Genomic DNA, 21359 nt, shown 5'->3' with positions numbered 1-21359 from the left:
GTAACACGCGTATGTCTTATTTTTTATCAGGAGTCATGTAGAGCGTTGGCTATGCTTTAAGGAAGAGTCATTTCTTACCTGAGGTTAGGACGGGACTGAGTGGATACCCGTCAGGTCACATTAAAGTCGTCCCAGGCGCTAAAAAAGGACGACATAAAAAACAGGATGAATACCATGTCCGATCGTGTGGATAGAGACGTGATTAATGCGCTTATTGCGGGTCATTTTGCCGACCCCTTTTCCGTGCTGGGGATGCACCGTACAGAGGCCGGGCTGGAAGTTCGGGCGTTGTTACCGGATGCGACCGAAGTGTGGGTCATCGAGCCCAAAACCGGCCGCAAGGTGGCCAATCTTGAATGCCTCGACTCGCGTGGCTTCTTCTCGGGCATCATGCCCCGTCGTAAAAACCCCTTTCGTTATCAACTCGCCGTTATCTGGCACGGCCAGCAAAACCTGATTGATGATCCTTACAGCTTCGGGCCGCTCTTAAAAGAGATGGACGCCTGGCTGCTGTCTGAAGGTACGCATCTGCGCCCTTATGAAACGCTGGGTGCTCATGCGGATACCATGGACGGCATCACCGGCACGCGTTTTGCGGTGTGGGCGCCTAACGCCCAGCGCGTCTCCGTTGTCGGGCAGTTCAACTACTGGGACGGTCGTCGCCATCCGATGCGTCTGCGCAGGGAGACGGGCATCTGGGAGCTGTTTATCCCGGGGGCGCATAACGGCCAGCTCTACAAATTCGAAATGATCGATGCTCACGGCAAGCTGCGCATTAAAGCCGACCCGTATGCCTTCGAGGCGCAGATGCGTCCGGACACGGCGTCGCTGATTTGCGGCCTGCCGGAGAAGGTGGTCCAGACGGAAGAGCGTAAACAGGCCAACCGCTTTGATGCGCCGATTTCCGTCTATGAAGTGCATCTCGGCTCCTGGCGCCGCCACACCGATAACAACTTCTGGCTGAGCTACCGGGAACTCGCCGACCAGCTGGTGCCGTACGCTAAATGGATGGGCTTTACCCACCTCGAACTGCTGCCGGTTAACGAGCATCCGTTCGACGGCAGCTGGGGCTACCAGCCAACCGGGCTGTATGCCCCAACACGCCGCTTCGGCACGCGCGATGACTTCCGCTATTTCATTAATGCCGCGCACGCCGCCGGGCTGAACGTGATCCTCGACTGGGTGCCTGGTCATTTCCCTTCTGATGACTTTGCGCTGGCAGAGTTTGACGGCACAAAACTGTACGAGCACAGCGACCCGCGCGAAGGCTATCACCAGGACTGGAACACGCTGATCTACAACTATGGTCGTCGTGAAGTCGCGAACTATCTGGTCGGCAATGCCCTGTACTGGATTGAGCGCTTCGGCATTGATGCCCTGCGCGTGGATGCGGTGGCGTCAATGATCTACCGCGACTACAGCCGCAAAGAGGGCGAGTGGATCCCGAATGAGTATGGCGGCCGCGAAAACCTGGAAGCGATTGAATTCCTGCGCAGCACTAACCGTATTATCGGTGAGCAGGTCGAGGGGGCGGTTACCATGGCGGAGGAGTCGACGGACTTTGCAGGCGTCTCCCGACCGCCGTCATCAGGCGGTCTGGGGTTCTGGTATAAGTGGAACCTGGGGTGGATGCACGACACGCTCGACTACATGAAGCTCGACCCGGTGTACCGTCAGTACCATCACGACAAGCTCACCTTCGGCCTACTCTACAACTACACCGAAAACTTCATGCTGCCGCTGTCGCACGATGAAGTGGTGCACGGCAAAAAATCCATTCTCGACCGTATGCCGGGCGATGCGTGGCAGAAGTTTGCCAACCTGCGCGCCTACTACGGCTGGATGTTTGCCTTCCCGGGTAAAAAACTGCTGTTTATGGGCAATGAATTTGCCCAGGGGCGCGAGTGGAACCACGACTCCAGTCTCGACTGGCATTTGCTGGAAGGCGGCGACAACTGGCACCACGGCGTGCAGCGTCTGGTGCGTGACCTGAACCTGACCTATCGCCATCACAAAGCCCTCCACGAGCTGGATTTCGACCCCTACGGCTTCGAGTGGCTGGTGGTGGACGACCATGAGCGTTCGGTATTTGTCTTTGTGCGTCGTGATAAAGCCGGCAACGAAATCATCGTCGCCAGTAACTTCACGCCGGTACCGCGCGAACACTACCGCTTTGGCATTAACCAGCCGGGGAAATGGCGCGAAATTCTGAATACCGATTCGATGCATTACCACGGCAGCAACGCCGGTAACGGCGGGCTGGTGCAGAGCGACGTCATCGAAAGCCACGGGCGGCCCAACTCCCTGAGCCTGATGCTGCCGCCGCTTGGCACCATCTGGCTGATGCGGGAGGGTGAATGACGCAGCTTACGGCAGGTCATCCCGAACCGCTCGGCGCGCGTTTTGACGGTAAGGGCGTGAACTTCACGCTCTTTTCCGCTCACGCGGAGCGGGTGGAACTTTGTGTGTTTGACGGGGAAGGTAACGAGCACCGTTACGATTTACCGTCTCGCACAGGGGATATCTGGCACGGGTACCTGTCCGGCGGGCGTCCGGGGATGCATTACGGTTTTCGCGTACACGGTCCGTGGCAACCGGCTCAGGGGCACTGGTTTAACCCGGCGAAGCTGTTGATTGACCCGTGTGCGCACCGCGTCGATGGCGAATTTAAAGACGACCCGCTGTTTCACGTCGGCTACGGTGAGCCCGACCACCGCGACAGCGCGCCGGTCGTGCCCAAAAGCGTGGTGGTGAACGACCTCTACGAGTGGGAAGACGATGCTCCGCCGCGCACGCCGTGGGGCAACACCGTGATTTATGAAGCGCATGTCAAAGGGCTGACCTGGCTGCACCCGTCGATCCCCAACGCGATGCGCGGCACCTATCAGGCACTCGGCCATCCAACGATGATTGCCTATCTGAAACACCTCGGTATCACCGCGCTGGAACTGCTCCCCGTCGCCCATTTCGCCAATGAACCCCGTCTGCAGCGGCTGGGGCTGAGCAACTACTGGGGCTACAACCCGCTGGCGATGTTTGCCCTTGAACCCCGCTACGCCGCCCATCCGGAGACGGCGCGGGACGAGTTTCGTGATGCGGTGAAGGCGCTGCACGCGGCGGGCATTGAGGTCATTCTGGACGTGGTGCTGAACCATAGCGCTGAAAGCGATCTCGACGGCCCGACGCTCTCCATGCGCGGAATCGATAACCGTAGCTATTATTGGATCAGAGAGGATGGCGATTATGAGAACTGGACCGGCTGCGGTAACACCCTCAACCTCAGCCATCCGGCGGTTACGCACTTTGCTTATGAATGCCTGAAATACTGGGTTGAGACGTTCCACGTCGATGGTTTTCGTTTCGACCTGGCGCCCGTTATGGGACGCACGCCGGCATTCAGCCAGCAGGCTCCGCTGTTTGAGGCCATCAAAAATTGCCCGGTGCTCTCGCAGGTGAAACTGATCGCCGAGCCGTGGGACATCGGTGAGGGTGGCTATCAGGTGGGGAATTTCCCGCCGCTGTTTGCCGAGTGGAACGACCATTATCGCGATGCCATGCGCCGCTTCTGGCTGGCGCGCGATCTGTCACTGGGGGAGTTCGCCGGGCGCTTTGCCGCCTCCAGCGATCTCTTCAGGCGCGACGGCAAACGGCCGTCGGCCACCATTAATCTGGTGACGGCGCACGACGGTTTTACGCTGCGCGACTGCGTTTGTTTCAATCAGAAACACAATGAAGCGAACGGCGAAGAGAATCGCGATGGCACTAACAATAACCATAGCTTTAATCATGGTATAGAAGGATTAGGCGGGAGCCTGGACGTGATTGAGCGGCGTCGCGCCAGCGTTCATGCGCTGCTGACGACGCTTTTGTTATCGCAGGGCACGCCGATGCTGCTGGCGGGCGATGAGCACGGTCACAGTCAGCACGGCAACAATAACGCCTATTGCCAGGACAATACCCTGACCTGGCTCGACTGGGGTGAGGCGAACAGTGGACTGACCCATTTCACCGCAGCGCTGATCCACCTTCGCCAGCAGATCCCCGCGCTCACCGCCGATCGCTGGTGGGAAGAGGGCGACGGCAACGTTCGCTGGCTGAATAAAGACGCGCAACCGTTGAGTGCGCAAGAGTGGCAACACGGCATCACCTGTTTGCAAATCCTGCTGTCGGATAAGTGGCTGGTGACGCTGAACGCGACGGATGACGTCGCAGAGATTGTTTTACCTGACGGGGAATGGCGCGCTGTTCCCCCCTTTGCCGGAGCGGATAATCCGGTAGTAATGGCTGTCTGGCACGGGCCTGCGCACGGAGTGTGCGTATTCCAAAGATGATAAAAAAGGAGTTAGTCATGGTTAGATTAGAGAAGAACGATCCCTTAATGTTGGCACGCCAGCTACCATTAAAAACGGTTGCCCTGATACTTGCGGGCGGGCGTGGTACCCGTCTGAAAGATTTGACCATCAAGCGCGCCAAGCCGGCCGTTCACTTTGGTGGTAAGTTCCGCATCATCGACTTTGCGCTCTCCAACTGCCTGAACTCAGGCATTCGCCGTATTGGCGTCATTACGCAGTATCAGTCGCACACGCTGGTTCAGCATATTCAGCGCGGCTGGTCATTCTTCAGTGAAGAGATGAACGAGTTTGTCGATCTCCTTCCTGCTCAGCAACGTGTTCACGGCGAGAACTGGTATCGCGGGACGGCGGATGCGGTGACGCAGAACCTCGACATCATTCGTCGCTATAACGCGGAATACATTGTGATCCTCGCCGGGGATCACATCTACAAGCAAGATTACTCCCACATGCTCATCGACCACGTCGAAAAAGGGGCGCGCTGCACCGTGGCGTGTCTGCCGGTGCCCGTTGCCGAGGCGACGGCGTTTGGCGTGATGCACGTGGACGCCGACGATAAAATCATCGACTTCGTCGAAAAACCGGCGAACCCGCCAACCATGCCGGGCGATGACACCAAATCCCTCGCCAGCATGGGGATCTATGTCTTTGATGCAGATTATCTTTATGAGCTGCTGGAAGACGACGACAAAGACGAAAACTCCAGCCACGACTTCGGTAAAGACATCATCCCGAAAATCACCAAAGCTGGCATGGCGTATGCACATCCTTTCCCGCTGTCCTGCGTGCAGTCAGACCCGAATGCCGAGCCTTACTGGCGCGATGTGGGCACGCTGGAAGCGTACTGGAAAGCGAACCTCGATCTGGCCTCAGTCACGCCTGAGCTGGATATGTACGACCAGAACTGGCCGATTCGTACCCACATGGAATCCTTGCCGCCGGCCAAATTCGTGCAGGACCGCTCCGGCAGCCACGGTATGACGCTGAACTCGCTGGTCTCTGGCGGGTGCATTATCTCCGGTTCGGTGGTGGTGCAGTCCGTGCTGTTCCCGCGCGTGCGGATAAATTCATTCTGTAATATCGATTCGGCGGTCTTATTGCCGGATGTCTGGGTAGGGCGTTCGTGTCGTCTGCGTCGTTGCGTGATCGACCGCGCCTGCGTCATCCCTGAGGGGATGGTCATCGGTGAAAACGCGGAAGAAGACGCGCGTCGTTTCTACCGTTCGGAAGAGGGGATCGTGTTAGTCACACGGGAAATGTTGCGGAAGCTGCAGATCAAACAGGAGCGATGATGCAGGTTTTACACGTATGTTCTGAGATGTTCCCGTTGTTAAAAACGGGCGGTCTGGCGGATGTTCTTGGTGCATTACCGGCGGCACAAATCGCCGGAGGCGTGGATACCCGAGTCCTGCTGCCTGCCTTCCCGGATATCCGGCGCGGCATTCCTGATGCAAAGGTTGTGACCCGCCGTGAGACGTTTGCCGGACGCATCACCCTGCTGTTTGGACATTACAATGGCGTAGGGATTTACCTGATCGACGCGCCACACTTATACGACCGACCGGGCAGCCCGTATCATGATACGAACCTGTTCGCCTATACCGACAACGTGCTGCGCTTTGCGCTGCTCGGCTGGGTTGGTGCAGAAATGGCGACGGGGCTGGATCCGTTCTGGCGTCCGGATGTGGTGCACGCGCACGACTGGCATGCCGGGCTGGCTCCGGCGTATCTCGCCGCGCGCGGTCACCCGGCAAAATCGGTCTTTACGGTGCATAACCTCGCCTATCAGGGGATGTACTACGCGCATCATATGAATGACATCGATCTGCCATGGTCGTTCTATAACATGCACGGGCTGGAGTTTAAGGGGCAGATTTCGTTCCTGAAGGCGGGGCTGTACTACGCCGATCACATCACGGCGGTCAGCCCAACCTATGCGCGAGAAATCACCCAGCCGGAGTTTGGCTACGGCATGGAAGGGCTGCTGCAACAGCGCCATCGGGAAGGCCGCCTGTCGGGCATTCTGAACGGCGTGGATGAACAGATCTGGAGTCCGGAAACCGATCTCCTGCTGGCGGCGCGCTATGGCCGCGATTCCGTGGAAGACAAAGCGGAAAACAAACGCCAGTTGCAGATTGCAATGGGGCTGAAGGTCAACGACAAAGTGCCGCTCTTCGCGGTGGTGAGCCGCCTGACCAGCCAAAAAGGGCTGGACCTGGTGCTGGAGGCGCTGCCCGGCTTGCTCGAGCAGGGCGGACAGCTGGCGTTGCTCGGCGCAGGCGACCCGGTGCTGCAGGAAGGTTTCCTCGCGGCGGCAGCGGAACATCCGGGGCAGGTGGGCGTGCAGATTGGTTACCACGAGGCATTTTCGCACCGCATTATGGGCGGCGCAGACGTCATTCTGGTGCCAAGCCGCTTCGAGCCCTGCGGCCTGACGCAGCTCTATGGCCTGAAATACGGCACCCTGCCGCTGGTACGCCGCACGGGCGGGCTGGCGGATACGGTGTCCGATAGCTCACTGGAAAACCTGGCGGACGGTATCGCCAGCGGGTTTGTTTTTGAAGACAGTAATGCCTGGTCGCTGCTTCGGGCGATTCGGCGTGCTTTCGTCTTGTGGTCCCGTCCGTCGCTGTGGCGTTACGTACAACGTCAGGCGATGTCCATGGACTTTAGCTGGCACGTTGCGGCGCAGTCGTACCGCGATCTTTATCAACGCTTGATGTAACGAGGCGAAGTTACTGATATGAATGCTCCATTTAGCTACTCTTCACCCACGCTCAGCGTTGAGGCGTTAAAGCACTCCATCGCCTATAAGCTGATGTTCACCATCGGGAAAGATCCGGTCATCGCCAACAAACACGAGTGGCTGAACGCCACTCTGTTTGCGGTGCGCGACCGTTTAGTTGAACGCTGGCTGCGATCAAACCGCGCCCAGCTCTCGCAGGAAACGCGTCAGGTTTACTACCTGTCGATGGAATTTTTGATTGGCCGCACGCTCTCCAACGCGCTGCTGTCGCTCGGCATTTACGACGACGTTAAAACCGCCCTCGAAGAGATGGGGCTGGATTTAGAAGAGCTGATTGACGAAGAGAACGACCCAGGCCTCGGCAACGGCGGCCTGGGGCGTCTTGCCGCCTGCTTCCTCGACTCGCTGGCGACCCTGGCGCTGCCGGGACGCGGGTACGGCATTCGCTACGACTACGGCATGTTCAAGCAGAACATCGTCGACGGGCGTCAGAAAGAGTCGCCGGACTACTGGCTGGAGTATGGCAACCCGTGGGAGTTCAAGCGTCACAATACCCGCTACAAGGTGCGCTTTGGCGGGCGTATTCAGCAGGAAGGTAAAAAATCCCGCTGGGTGGAGACCGAAGAGATCCTGGCCGTGGCCTACGACCAGATCATCCCCGGGTATGACACCGATGCCACCAACACGCTGCGCCTGTGGAGCGCCCAGGCCAGTAGCGAGATTAACCTCGGTAAATTCAATCAGGGTGACTATTTCGCCGCGGTGGAAGATAAAAACCACTCTGAAAACGTGTCCCGCGTGCTCTATCCCGATGACTCAACCTACTCCGGCCGCGAGCTGCGCCTGCGCCAGGAGTATTTCCTCGTCTCGGCGACGATTCAGGATATCCTCAGCCGCCATCACCAGCTGCACAAAACTTACGCCAATCTGGCGGAGAAAACCGCGATTCACCTCAACGACACGCACCCGGTGCTCTCTATTCCAGAGCTGATGCGTTTGCTTATCGACGAGCATAAGTTCAGCTGGGATGAGGCATTCGAAGTGACCTGCCAGGTGTTCTCGTACACCAACCACACGCTGATGAGCGAAGCGCTGGAAACCTGGCCGGTGGATATGCTCGGCAAAATCCTGCCGCGCCATCTGCAGATTATCTTCGAGATTAACGACTACTTCCTCAAGACGCTGCAGGAGCAGTACCCGAACGATACCGGCCTGCTGAGCCGGGCGTCGATCATTGATGAATCCAACGGTCGTCGCGTACGCATGGCCTGGCTGGCGGTAGTGATCAGCCATAAGGTAAACGGCGTGTCTGAGCTCCACTCAAACCTGATGGTGCAGTCGCTGTTTGCGGATTTCGCGAAGATCTTCCCGACGCGTTTCTGTAACGTGACCAACGGCGTCACGCCGCGTCGCTGGCTGGCGCTGGCGAACCAGCCGCTTTCTGACGTGCTGGATCAGAACATTGGCCGCACCTGGCGCACCGACCTGAGCCAGCTGAGCGAGCTGGAACAGCACATTGATTTCCCGACGGTGAACAAAGCCGTGCGCGAAGCCAAGCTGCTGAACAAAAAGCGTTTGTCGGTTTACCTTGCGCTGCATCTGAACGTGGTCGCCAACCCGAAAGCGTTGTTTGACGTGCAGATCAAACGTATTCACGAGTACAAGCGTCAGCTGATGAACGTGCTGCATGTGATTACCCACTACAACCGGATTAAGGCCGACCCGACGGCCGAGTGGGTGCCGCGCGTGAAAATCTTCGCCGGTAAAGCCGCTTCCGCCTATTACATGGCGAAGCACATTATCCATCTCATCAACGATGTGGCGAAGGTCGTCAACCTGGATCCGGATATTGGCGACAAGCTGAAGGTGGTGTTCATCCCGAACTACAGCGTAAGCCTGGCGCAGCTGATCATCCCGGCGGCGGATCTCTCTGAGCAGATTTCGACGGCGGGTACGGAAGCCTCCGGGACCAGTAACATGAAGTTTGCCCTCAACGGTGCGCTGACCATTGGCACCCTGGACGGGGCGAACGTTGAGATGCTGGAGCACGTAGGGGCTGAGAACATCTTTATCTTCGGGAACACCACGGAAGAAGTGGAGGCGCTGCGCAGAAAAGGCTACTCGCCGCGTGAGTTCTATGAAAAAGATGAAGAGTTACGTCAGGTACTGACGCAGATCGCGACCGGTGTATTCAGCCCGGACGAGCCGGGCCGCTATCGCGATCTGGTGGATTCGCTGATTAACTTTGGCGATCACTACCAGGTGCTGGCGGATTATCGCAGCTACGTGGATTGTCAGGATAAGGTGGACGAACTGTACCGTCAGCAGGAGAAGTGGACCAGTGCTGCGATGCATAACATCGCCAATATGGGGTATTTCTCGTCCGACAGGACCATTAAGGAGTATGCCGAGACGATCTGGCATATTGATCCGGTGAGGCTGTAAAAACATAGCCGGGTGGCGGCTTCGCCTTACCCGGCCTACTCGATCCCGTAGGCCCGGTAAGCGTAGCGCCACCGGGCTTTTTTACATCAAGACGCTAACGACAGCTCACGCTTTCCCGCATGCTGCTGCAGCCACTGCGCCACACGCGACTGCTGTTCGGCATTCAGCCACATCCCTTCTTTGGTACGGCGCCAGATGGCGTCGTCCAGGCGGCGAACCCACTCGTGCTCGACCAGGTAACGCAGCTCGGCTTCGTACAGCTCGTGACCGAAATGCTCGCCCAGATCCGCAATGTCCTTCGCATCACCGAGGAACAGCTCGGTATTGCTGCCGTAGGTGCGGGCGTAGTGGCGCGCCATGCCTTCGGTAATGAACGGGAAGCGACGGCGCAGCTTCGCGGCATAATCGTCGCGGTTGTCGCCGATATCACCGCCGGGCAGTACCGCGCCTTTGGTCCATGCCGGGCCAATGCCCTTATAGTACGGGGCCAGTTTTTCCAGCGCGTGCTCCGCCAGCTTGCGGTAGGTGGTGAGCTTTCCGCCAAACACCGACAGCAGCGGCGCCTGGCCGTCTACGTCGTGAATATCGAGCGTATAGTCGCGGGTGATGGCCTGCGGTGAGTCAGACTCGTCATCGCACAGCGGACGCACGCCGGAGTAAGTCCATACCACGTCATCGCGGGACAGCTGTTTCTTAAAGTGTGCGTTATACACTTTAAGGAGGTAGTTCACTTCGCTCTCGTCGATCTCAACGTTTTTCGGATCCCCTTTGTACTCCACGTCGGTGGTGCCGATGATCGAGAATTCGTCCATCCACGGGATCACAAAAACGATGCGCTTATCTTCGTTCTGCAGAATGTACGCTTGTTTTTGCGTGTGTACGCGCGGCACCACAATATGGCTGCCCTTGATCAGGCGGATGCCGTACGGCGAAGGCAGATGCATGCCGTCGTCGAAGAACTGCTTCACCCACGGACCGGTGGCGTTCACCAGACCGCGCGCTTTCCAGCTGAATTTCTCGCCGGTATCAATGTCTTCTGCTTCGACGATCCACAGGCCGTTTTCACGACGCGCGGCGGTAGCGCGGGTACGGGTTTTCACCTCGCCACCTTTCTTCTCCACCATCTGCGCATTCGCCAGCACCAGACGTGCATCGTCCACCCAGCAGTCGGAATATTCGAAACCGCGCACGATTTCAGGCTTCAGGACCGATTCTGAGCCAAAACGCAAACCGTTCGAACCCGGCAGGCTGGTGCGTTTACCCAGATGATCGTACATAAACAGACCAATTCGGATCATCCACGCCGGACGCAGGTGCGGGCGATGGGGCAGACGGAAACGCATCGGGATCGCCAGATGCGGCGCCATTTTTAGCAGCACTTCACGTTCGGCCAGCGCTTCACTGACCAGGCGGAATTCGTAGTGTTCCAGGTAGCGCAGGCCACCGTGGATCAGCTTGGAGCTGGCGGACGACGTCGCGCAGGCGAGATCGTTAGCTTCCAGCATCAGCACGGATAAACCGCGTCCTGCGGCATCGACCGCAATACCGGCACCGTTGATGCCACCGCCTATCACAATCAGATCTTTGGTTTCCATAACACCCTCATGCACTTTCGTTAAAGCTCAAAAATGTTCGATATCGCTCATAATAGCAAAGGAACGCGCTTTTGGTAACATCAAAAAAACAATTTAGAGTGATATGGATAACATAATGGCGTTTACCCGCCGCCAGGACGTACACTACGGGGTAAAATAGTGCGGTCTGATGCCCTCACCCCAGCCCTCTCCCACGGGGAGAGGGGGATCCGTTTCCCTCTCCCTCCGGGAGAGGGTAGGGTGAGGGGGAAAACCGCACCACACCTGAATATAAGATGAGAACACCATGGATCAGTTTGAATGTATTAACGTAGAAGAAGCCCATCAGAAGATGCACCAGGGAACGGCGGTGCTGGTGGATATCCGCGATCCGCAGAGTTTTGCGATGGGCCATACGCCGGGCGCGTTCCATCTCACCAATGACACGCTGGGCGCGTTTATGCGCGATAACGACTTCGATACGCCGGTGATGGTGATGTGTTACCACGGCAACAGCAGCAAAGGCGCGGCGCAGTATCTGCTTCAGCAGGGCTACGACGCGGTGTACAGCGTCGACGGCGGCTTCGATGCCTGGCATCGTCATTTCCCGGCAGAAGTGGAATACGCCTTTGAGCGCTAATCCCGCTATACTGTTCCCTTTTGTGTGGAAATAAGCGACCGCTGCCCATGTTGATGATCACCTCTTTTACCAATCCGCGCGTCGCCCAGGCGTTTGTCGACTATATGGCAACGCAGGGCGTTATTCTGACCATTCAGCAACATACGCAGACCGATGTCTGGCTGGCCGATGAGAGCCAGGCCGGGCGGGTAAACGAGGAGCTGGCGCGTTTTCTTGAGAATCCTGGCGACCCGCGCTATCTGGCGGCAAGCTGGCAATCCGGCCAGACGGGTAGCGGATTGCATTACAGTCGTTTCCCTTTTCTTGCCACTATTCGCGAGCGCGCAGGGCCGTTTACGCTGCTGCTGATGGCCGCCTGTATTATCGTCTTCATTATCATGAACGTGGTGGGCGACCAGAGCGTGATGATCGCCCTGGCGTGGCCGTACGACCCCTCTCTGGAGTTTGACGTCTGGCGCTACTTCACCCATGCGCTGATGCACTTCTCAGTGATGCATATTCTCTTCAACCTGCTGTGGTGGTGGTATCTCGGCGGGATTGTCGAGAAGCGACTCGGCAGCGGTAAGCTGATCGTGATCACCGTGATTAGCGCCCTGTTGAGCGGCTACGTGCAGCATAAATTCAGCGGCCCGTGGTTCGGTGGGCTGTCGGGCGTCGTCTACGCCCTGATGGGCTATGTCTGGCTTCGCGGAGAGCGCGACCCGGAAAGCGGCATCTATTTACAACGCGGATTAATAGCCTTTGCGTTAATATGGCTAATTGCCGGATGGTTTGATCTGTTTGGTATGTCTATCGCCAATGGTGCGCACGTCACTGGCCTGGCGGTCGGGCTGGCAATGGCGCTTGCCGACACGCTCCATGCGCGAAAACGAACATAATTCTCAGGGATAATTGATGAAACAAACACAACGTCATGACGCCATTATCGAACTGGTCAAAAAACAGGGATACGTCAGCACCGAAGAGCTGGTTGAGCAGTTTGCCGTCAGCCCGCAAACGATCCGTCGTGACCTGAACGATCTGGCCGATCAGAACCGTATTTTGCGCCACCACGGCGGTGCGGCGCTGCCGTCCAGCTCGGTCAACACCTCCTGGCATGACCGTAAAGCCACGCAGACGGCGGAAAAAGAACGCATAGCCCGTAAAGTGGCGAGCCAAATCCCAAACGGGGCGACGCTGTTTATTGACATCGGCACCACGCCGGAAGCGGTTGCTCACGCGCTGCTGGATCACGAGAACCTGCGCGTGGTCACTAACAACCTGAACGTCGCCAACACTCTGATGCAGAAAGACGATTTCCGGATCATCCTCGCCGGTGGTGAACTGCGCAGCCGCGACGGGGGCATTATCGGTGAAGCGACGCTCGACTTTATCTCTCAGTTCCGCCTCGACTTCGGCATTCTGGGGATCAGCGGTATCGACAGCGACGGCTCGCTGCTGGAGTTTGATTACCACGAGGTACGCACCAAGCGCGCGATTATTGAAAATTCACGCCACGTGATGCTGGTGGTGGATCATTCGAAGTTTGGCCGTAACGCGATGGTGAACATGGGCAGCATCAGCATTGTGGATGCGGTCTACACCGACGCGATGCCGCCAGCGGGCGTGATGCAGGTGATTAAAGATAATAATTTGCAGTTAGAATTGTGCTAGGAATTGTGCTAGGAATTGTGCCAGGAATTGTGTCGGGTGGCGCTGCGCTTACCCGACCTACGAAACCCCGTAGGCCCGTGCAAGCGTAGCGCCGCCGGGCAAGGAATCACACGCCATACCCCATCATCTTCAATAGCTGCTGCGCATGCTGTACCGCATCCTGACGATGCGCCACACCCAGCTTCTGATACAGATTACGAATGTGCGTTTTGATGGTGGTCGCCGCCACCGCCAGCTCACCGGCAATCTGCTCGTTGCTGTAGCCGGAATAGATCAGCCCCAGCACCTGCCATTCCCGCTGGGTGAGCGGGCTGGTGCGAATAAGCTCCGGCACTTCCGGATGGTTTAGCAGACGTTCAACGAAGTTCTCATCAAAATGCGCAAATTTGTGGCGATGATGCTGGTTAATCTCGCGCAGAATACGCTGAGCACGATGCTGATCCAGCTCCGGCAGGGTATTCAGCTGAATCAGCTGGCGCAGCTGTTGCGCCATCACTTCACCTTCAATCACAAAGTGGCTGATAAACCCGGTACGGTTCGCCAGCTGCAGCGCTTCCAGCAGCACGCGCTGGGCGTCATTTTTGCGTCCCGCCTGCCAGTAAAGCTGGTTAAGCAGCAGCAGGTTGCGGTTCAGATCGCTCATCAGGCGCAGGCTACGGGCGTTTTCGTTTAACTCTTCCAGTACGATCTCGGCAGGCTCGAAGTCACCCAGCAGGATCTGCACGCGGGCGATGTTGCGCCACTGGCTTTGCAGGAAGTGGTTATTGGCAAACTCTGGTTTTGGCGTATGACGCAGCCAGTTGGCGGCGGATTTTTTATCCCCCGTCATCTGCCAGTAAATCACCCGGACCTTATCGGCGTTTGACACCCAGTCGCTGTGGTACTGGCCGTTGCCGAGCAGGTTTTCCAGACGGTTAAGGTGATTGCGGGCGTTATCGAGATCGCCGCGCGCCAGCGAGCACTGCACCAGCAGCGCCAGGCACTGCAACTGCTGCTGCGGCTGGAAGCCAGAAAGCACGTTCACACCCTGACGGGCGCAGCTTTCTGCTTCATCGAGGCGCGACCATGCCCACAGCAGCTGAGCGCGAATGCGCAACAGGAACTCGTGCATCGGCAGCTTTTCCAGATGCTGTTCACGAATCAGCTGGAACGCTTTTTCCTGATTTTCCCAGGCAGCCTGCAGGAACCCCTGAGCGAATAAAATTTCACTTTGCTGAATCAGACTCCACAGGGCGTAGTGCCACACATCATGGCGGCGCGCCATCTGCTCGGTTTGCTGCATCAGGGAAAGGGAGCGCGTCAGCTCGCCCTTGCAGTGCAGTACTTCCCCGTGTACCGAGGTCGCCACGATGCGGCTGTAGAAATTAGCCAGCGGCAGCTCATCCAGCGCGACCATCGCCAGCCGTTCCGCTTCATCCGGATCGCCGTCGTTAATTGCGACCTGCGCCCGCAGGGCGTTAAATTCGCCGTGCAGGGTAGTATCCATTTCACTTTCCATCTCCTGCTCGGCACGCGCCAGCAGGGTATTGACCTCACTGTAGCGGTGCTGGCTTTGCATCAGCCAAGCCTGCAGCAGAACCAGACGCGGGTTCTCAAGCAGGCTCTCCCACGGCAGGGCTTTCAGCGACTCTTCCAGCAGCGTCAGTTCGCTGTGGTTAAACAGCCCCCACGCGTGGTTGAGCAGAATATCGCGCAGCATACTGGCGTCACCGGCAGCCAGCGCGTGGTGAATGGCCTCGCTCGGGAAGCCTTGCGCCATCCAGCTTTCAGCGGCGGCCCGATGGATTTCCGGCAGTTCTGTGGCAAGCTCCCACTGACAGCGCTGGCGCAGGAAGCTACCAAACAAGGGATGGTAGCTGAACCACTCGCCGGGATCGTCCATGCGTGTCAGGAACAGGCCCTGACGTTCAATCTCTTCCAGCTGTAACTGGCCGTTTTCACAGCCGGTAACGCGCACGATCAGCGCGTCGTTCATCGAACGCAGCAGGGAGCTTTTCAGCAGGAAATGACGGGTTGAAGGATCAACGCTGTCCAGCACCTCGTCCACCAGATAATCAGAGAGATGGCTGGCGTTGATACCGGCCAGACGCCGTGCCGACTGGTGTGTCGGGCTGTTGTTTTGCCGCGCAGAGAGGGCAATCAGCTGCAACGCCGTGGCCCAGCCCGCGACGTCATCGCACAGGCGGCTGCTTTCAGCGGCCTCAATCGGCGAGGTCAGGCGACAGTCGAAGAACTGTTTCGCTTCCTGATGGGTAAAGGCCAACTGCTGGCTGCCAATCTCCAGCAGCTGATCGCGCACGCGCAGGTTGGCAATGCCCAGCTGCGGCAGGTTGCGCGACAGCACCACCAGGGTCAGGTTTTCCGGTTGATGGCGCAGGAAGAAACGCATCGACTCGTGGATAACCGGATTTGAAATCAGATGATAATCATCAATCACCACATAAAGCGGACGATGCCATTCAGCCAGTTCAATGAACAGCTGAGAGAAAAGGGAGGACAGGCTGGCGTACTGGCGCTTTTGCACCATCACCTCACTGGCGACGCAGTGTCCATTCGTGGCCTGTTGAATGGCAGCAATCAGATAGCTGGCAAAACGCTCTTGCTGGTTATCGCCCTCATCAAGGGAGTACCAGCCAAGATCGCTCTTACCTGCGGCCCATTGCGAAATGAGCGTTGTTTTTCCATAACCTGCAGGGCTCGTAACCAGCGCCAGTCGGAAATTATGCGCGCCGGAAAGTTTAGCCAGCAGACGCTCGCGGACCACTGTATGGTCGAGACGAACCGGGCGACTTAATTTAGACGGAATCAACATAGGTTTCACTTCACTGTGGGGAACGAGAGATTTTATTTTTTTTGCGCTTCGTAATTAATAGCTATAAGGTCGGACAGATAGAGAACTATTGCAAGTTATGTCTGGATTTGGTGGCTCTGAATTTGCACTCTGTCACAAAACATTCAGGCAGATGATGGAACTTTCCTGAAAGGGCTGTGACGCCGCGCCAGTGCTGGCTTGTATGGTTCTCTTGCGGTTATGCTGAAACTGGTTTCAGAAAGGGATAGTGACGCCAAATTTAATAAAGTCCGGGTAAAGTTCAGTGAGCTTAATAATCTCCTTAGATATGACCCAATTGCAGAAATATTATTCTACGTAAGTAATCATTTCAGCGCGGATTAATTTCGTCCGAAACTGCATTTCATTTCTTTGACATTCTTCCCGGTGACGTTTTCCTCTTCCGGGCACACTCAGGCTATGCTCTGAGAGTGGCCTCGATCACACTTTTATGCTCATCCCCGCTACTCCTCCCTGTCTAATCCCCCACAGGATGAGGAAGAGGTGAAATGAGCCAGGCACACTAGCGCCAACTTGTGTTTTCTTTCTAAAGGATGCCGATCCCCTATGTCACAGCCTACCTTCAACAAAGCTCAATTCCAGGCTGCCCTGACGCGTCAGTGGCAGCGTTTTGGCCTTCATGCTGCAAACGAGATGACGCCTCACCAGTGGTGGCAGGCGGTGAGCGGGGCGCTCGCAGAGCAGCTGGATGCTCAACCCGTGGCGAAGCCCGTCAAAGGCCAGCGTCACGTCAACTATATCTCGATGGAATTCCTGATTGGCCGCCTGACGGGCAACAATCTGCTGAACCTTGGCTGGTATCAGGAGGTGGGTGATGTGCTGAAAGCGCACGACATCAACCTGACTGACCTGCTGGAAGAAGAGATTGACCCGGCTCTCGGTAACGGTGGTCTGGGTCGCCTGGCGGCCTGCTTCCTTGACTCCATGGCAACGGTTGGCCAGTCCGCCATTGGCTATGGCCTGAACTATCAGTATGGCCTGTTCCGTCAGTCGTTCGCTGATGGTCACCAGATGGAAGCGCCAGATGACTGGCACCGCAATACCTACCCGTGGTTCCGCCACAATGCGCAGTTGGACGTGCAGGTCGGCATCGGTGGGAAAGTCACAAAGCAAGGCCTCTGGGAACCGGCTTTCACCATCATCGGTGAAGCGTGGGATCTGCCGGTGCTTGGCTACCGTAACGGCGTGGCGCAGCCGCTGCGCCTGTGGCAGGCGAAGCACGCTCATCCGTTCAACCTGACCAAATTCAACGACGGCGATTTCCTGCGTGCCGAGCAGCAGGGTATCGACGCCGAGAAGCTGACCAAAGTCCTCTACCCGAACGACAACCATCTGGCGGGTAAAAAACTGCGTCTGATGCAGCAGTATTTCCAGTGCGCCTGCTCCGTGGCGGACATTCTGCGCCGTCATCACCTGGCGGGCCGCAAGCTGGCACAGCTGCCGGACTTCGAAGTGATTCAGCTCAACGACACGCACCCGACCATCGCCATTCCTGAATTACTGCGCGTGCTGATCGACGAGCATCAGCTGAGCTGGGATGACGCCTGGGCGATTACCAGCCGCACCTTCGCCTACACCAACCACACCCTGATGCCGGAAGCGCTGGAGTGCTGGGATGAGAAGCTGGTGAAAGCGCTGCTGCCGCGCCATATGCAGATCATCAACAAGATTAACGATCGGTTTAAAACCCTGGTGGATAAAACCTGGCCGGGCAATAAAGCGGTCTGGGCGAAGCTGGCAGTGGTCCACGATAAGCAGGTTCGCATGGCGAACATGTGCGTGGTGAGCGGCTTTGCGGTGAACGGCGTAGCGGCCCTGCACTCGGATCTGGTGGTTAAAGATCTGTTCCCGGAATATCACCAGCTGTGGCCGACCAAATTCCACAACGTGACCAACGGCATCACGCCGCGTCGCTGGATCAAGCAGTGCAACCCGCTGTTGGCTGGTCTGCTGGATAAGACCCTGAAGAAAGAGTGGGCCAACGATCTGGACCAGCTCATCAACCTGGAAAAATACGCGGACGACGCGAAGTTCCGCGAGCAGTACCGCGCCATCAAGCAGGAGAACAAAGTTCGTCTGGCGGCGTTTGTGAAAGCGCGCACCGGGATTGAGATCAACCCGAATGCCATTTTCGATATCCAGATCAAGCGTCTGCATGAGTACAAACGTCAGCACCTTAACCTGCTGCACATCCTGGCGCTGTATAAAGAGATCCGCGAGAACCCGCAGGCCGACCGCGTGCCGCGCGTGTTCCTGTTCGGTGCGAAAGCGGCACCGGGGTACTACCTGGCGAAAAATATCATCCTCGCCATTAATAAAGTGGCGGCGGCGATCAACAACGATCCGAAGGTGGGCGACAAGCTGAAGGTGGTGTTCCTGCCGGATTACTGCGTCTCGGCGGCTGAAATGCTGATCCCGGCTGCGGATATTTCCGAGCAGATCTCGACCGCAGGGAAAGAGGCCTCCGGCACCGGTAACATGAAGTTGGCGCTGAACGGTGCGCTGACCGTTGGCACGCTGGACGGTGCGAACGTCGAAATCGCTGAGCAGGTCGGTGAAGAGAATATCTTCATCTTCGGTCATACCGTGGAAGAGGTGAAAGCCATCAAGGCCAAAGGCTACGACCCGGTGAAATGGCGTAAGAAAGACAAAGTGCTGGATGCGGTGCTGAAAGAGCTGGAGAGCGGTAAATACAGCGACGGTGACAAGCACGCGTTTGACCAGATGCTGCACAGCATGGACAAACATGGCGGTGACCCGTATCTGGTGATGGCCGACTTCACCGCCTATGTGGACGCGCAAAAGCAGGTCGACGTGCTGTATCGCGACCAGGACGCGTGGACCCGGGCATGCATTCTGAACACGGCGCGCTGCGGTATGTTCAGCTCTGACCGCTCAATCCGTGATTATCAGGCTCGTATCTGGCAGGCAAAACGCTAAGGAAGCGCGATGGAGAGTAAACGTCTGGACAGTGCCGCGCAGGCGGCGGGAATTAGCCTCAGTTACATCAATGCGCACGGCAAACCGCAGTCTATTGGTGCGGACACCAAAAGACGTTTGCTGAATGCCATGCACAAAGCCGACGCGAAAGCGTCGGCACTACCGGTGCCAAACGTAAAGGTCTTTACTGCGGGCAAAAAAATGTCGCTGACGGTGGAGGGGCGCGGCGAGTTTAGCTGGCTGCTCACCACCGAAGAGGGGCATCAGCATAAAGGCCACGCCACCGGCGGCAAAGCGTTTAACCTTCCGGCGAAACTGCCGGAGGGCTATCACAGCCTGACGCTCACCCAGGACGAGCAGCGTTTTCACTGCCGGGTGATCGTCGCGCCAAAACGCTGCTATGAGCCGCAGGCGCTGCTCGAAGGCAAAAAGCTGTGGGGCGCCTGCGTGCAGCTCTACACGCTGCGTTCCGACAGCAACTGGGGCATCGGCGATTTTGGCGATCTGAAGAATATGCTGGCCTCCGTGGGTGAGCGCGGCGGCGCGTTCATCGGCCTCAACCCGATCCACGCGCTCTATCCGGCGAACCCGGAAAGCGCCAGCCCGTACAGCCCGTCCTCCCGTCGCTGGCTGAACGTCATTTATATCGACGTTAACGCGTTGGATGATTTTAAAAACAGTAAAGACGCGCAGGCGTGGTGGAAGCTTGAGACCACGAAGCAGATGCTGAAACAGGCCCGCGAAGCGGACTGGGTCGATTATGCTACTGTGACCGCGCTAAAAATGGCGGCGCTGCGTCTGGCCTGGAAAGGCTTTGCTAAGCGCGATGACGATCAGATGGCGGCCTTCCGCCAGTTTGTGGCGCAGGAAGGCGAAAGTCTCTACTGGCAGGCGGCATTCGATGCGCTGCACGCGCATCAGGTGAAAGAGGACGAAATGCGCTGGGGCTGGCCGGTCTGGCCGGAAGTGTACCAGTCCGTGGACACCCCGGAAGTCAAAGCCTTCTGTAAAACGCATGCCGACGAGGTGGACTTCTATCTGTGGCTGCAGTGGCTGGCCTACAGCCAGTTTGCCGCCTGCTGGCAGGTAAGCCAGGGCTATAACATGCCGATCGGCCTGTATCGCGACCTGGCCGTCGGTGTGGCAGAAGGTGGCGCGGAAACCTGGTGTGACCGTGAGCTTTACTGCCTGAAAGCGTCCGTCGGTGCGCCGCCGGATATCCTTGGGCCGCTCGGTCAGAACTGGGGCTTGCCGCCGATGGATCCGCACGTGATGGCGGCGCGCGCGTACGAGCCGTTTATCGACCTGCTGCGTGCGAACATGCAAAACTGTGGCGCGCTGCGTATTGACCACGTCATGTCCGTACTGCGCCTGTGGTGGATCCCTTACGGCGAAACGGCCGATCACGGCGCGTACGTCCAGTATCCGGTAGACGATCTGCTGTCGATCCTGGCCCTGGAGAGTAAGCGTCACCAGTGTATGGTGATCGGGGAAGATCTCGGTACCGTGCCGGTGGAAATTGTCAGCAAGCTCCGCGACAGCGGCGTGTACTCCTATAAAGTGCTCTATTTTGAAAACGACCATGAGAAAACCTTCCGCGCGCCGAAAGCGTATCCAGAACAGTCAATGGCAGTCGCGACGACGCATGATCTTCCTACGCTCAGAGGCTACTGGGAAAGCGGCGATCTGACGCTCGGGAAAACGCTGGGTCTCTATCCTGATGAAGAGGTTCTGCGTGGGCTGTATCAGGATCGCGAGCTGGCGAAGCAGGGGCTGCTGGATGCGCTGCATAAGCATGGCTGCCTGCCGAAGCGCGCCGGTCACAAGGCGTCGCTGATGGCGATGACGCCAACGCTCAACCGCGGTTTGCAGCGCTATATTGCCGACAGCAACAGCGCTCTGCTTGGCCTTCAGCCGGAAGACTGGATTGATATGGCGGAGCCGGTGAACATCCCGGGCACCAGCTATCAGTACAAGAACTGGCGTCGCAAATTGTCCACAACGCTTGAGAAGATTTTTGCCGATGACGGGGTGAACAGGCTGATTAAGGATTTGGATAAGCGGCGAAAAGCGGCTGCTAAGATGTGATAAAAAACCCGCCAGTGGCGGGTTTTTTATTGCCCGGTGGCGCTACGCTTACCGGGCCTACATGGAGCCA

Annotated in this window: 12 protein-coding genes; 10 read left to right on the top strand and 2 right to left on the bottom strand. The window is 57.5% G+C overall.

The window, feature by feature from the left end; all coding sequences use genetic code 11:
• Nucleotides 1–174 precede the first annotated feature (174 nt).
• The 5 genes from glgB to glgP are packed head-to-tail and all read left to right on the top strand — an operon-like array spanning nucleotide 175 to nucleotide 9543.
• Nucleotides 175–2361, top strand: a complete 2187-nt coding sequence (glgB, locus tag ABFI50_RS07715) for a 1,4-alpha-glucan branching enzyme (RefSeq protein WP_347485782.1) — start codon at nucleotides 175–177, stop codon at nucleotides 2359–2361.
• Nucleotides 2358–4331, top strand: coding sequence for a glycogen debranching protein GlgX (gene glgX, locus ABFI50_RS07710; protein WP_347485780.1), 1974 nt, complete (start codon nucleotides 2358–2360; stop codon nucleotides 4329–4331). Before glgB ends, glgX begins: the two co-directional genes overlap by 4 nt.
• 17 nt (nucleotides 4332–4348) lie before the next feature.
• Complete coding sequence (gene glgC, locus ABFI50_RS07705; RefSeq protein WP_023337914.1) at nucleotides 4349–5644, top strand: glucose-1-phosphate adenylyltransferase; 1296 nt, start codon at nucleotides 4349–4351, stop codon at nucleotides 5642–5644.
• Nucleotides 5644–7077 carry a glycogen synthase GlgA gene (glgA, locus tag ABFI50_RS07700; RefSeq protein WP_023331499.1) on the top strand — a complete coding sequence of 478 codons (1434 nt, stop codon included), beginning with the start codon at nucleotides 5644–5646 and terminating at the stop codon, nucleotides 7075–7077. Before glgC ends, glgA begins: the two co-directional genes overlap by 1 nt.
• Nucleotides 7078–7095: 18 nt before the next feature.
• Entirely contained in the window at nucleotides 7096–9543 is a 2448-nt protein-coding gene (gene glgP / locus ABFI50_RS07695; protein WP_014885554.1) for a glycogen phosphorylase, read from the top strand.
• A gap of 86 nt (nucleotides 9544–9629) precedes the next feature.
• Here the strand turns inward: glgP and glpD are convergent, their stop codons facing one another.
• The gene (gene glpD / locus ABFI50_RS07690; RefSeq protein WP_014885553.1) at nucleotides 9630–11138 is read right to left on the bottom strand and encodes a glycerol-3-phosphate dehydrogenase; all 1509 of its coding nucleotides are present in this window, start codon (nucleotides 11136–11138) and stop codon (nucleotides 9630–9632) included.
• Nucleotides 11139–11424: 286 nt separating this feature from the next.
• Here glpD and glpE point away from each other — a divergent pair, with 286 nt between their 5' ends.
• Genes glpE through ABFI50_RS07675 form a run of 3 tightly spaced genes read left to right on the top strand, consistent with a single transcriptional unit; the run spans nucleotide 11425 to nucleotide 13410 of the window.
• Nucleotides 11425–11757: a thiosulfate sulfurtransferase GlpE gene (glpE, locus tag ABFI50_RS07685; protein ID WP_014885552.1), complete on the top strand. Its 333-nt coding sequence runs from the start codon at nucleotides 11425–11427 to the stop codon at nucleotides 11755–11757.
• 47 nt (nucleotides 11758–11804) lie between these two features.
• A complete protein-coding gene (gene glpG, locus ABFI50_RS07680; RefSeq protein WP_014885551.1) occupies nucleotides 11805–12635 on the top strand; it encodes a rhomboid family intramembrane serine protease GlpG in 831 nt (276 codons plus the stop codon).
• A gap of 16 nt (nucleotides 12636–12651) precedes the next feature.
• A complete protein-coding gene (locus tag ABFI50_RS07675) occupies nucleotides 12652–13410 on the top strand; it encodes a DeoR/GlpR family transcriptional regulator (protein ID WP_014885550.1) in 759 nt (252 codons plus the stop codon).
• Between the two features lie 106 nt (nucleotides 13411–13516).
• Here the strand turns inward: ABFI50_RS07675 and malT are convergent, their stop codons facing one another.
• Nucleotides 13517–16222, bottom strand: a complete 2706-nt coding sequence (malT, locus tag ABFI50_RS07670; RefSeq protein WP_347485777.1) for an HTH-type transcriptional regulator MalT — start codon at nucleotides 16220–16222, stop codon at nucleotides 13517–13519.
• A 585-nt stretch (nucleotides 16223–16807) separates the two neighbouring features.
• Between malT and malP the strand changes: the two genes are divergently transcribed.
• Nucleotides 16808–19201, top strand: coding sequence for a maltodextrin phosphorylase (gene malP / locus ABFI50_RS07665; RefSeq protein ID WP_063614505.1), 2394 nt, complete (start codon nucleotides 16808–16810; stop codon nucleotides 19199–19201).
• 9 nt (nucleotides 19202–19210) lie between these two features.
• On the top strand, nucleotides 19211–21289 hold the full coding sequence (gene malQ, locus ABFI50_RS07660) for a 4-alpha-glucanotransferase (RefSeq protein ID WP_177336819.1): 2079 nt from the start codon (nucleotides 19211–19213) through the stop codon (nucleotides 21287–21289).
• Nucleotides 21290–21359 lie beyond the last annotated feature (70 nt).

It is taken from the genome of Enterobacter sp. HNDS-6, assembly GCF_039850505.1.
Lineage (GTDB): Bacteria > Pseudomonadota > Gammaproteobacteria > Enterobacterales > Enterobacteriaceae > Enterobacter > Enterobacter kobei.
This window is presented reverse-complemented; position numbering and strand designations above follow the sequence as displayed.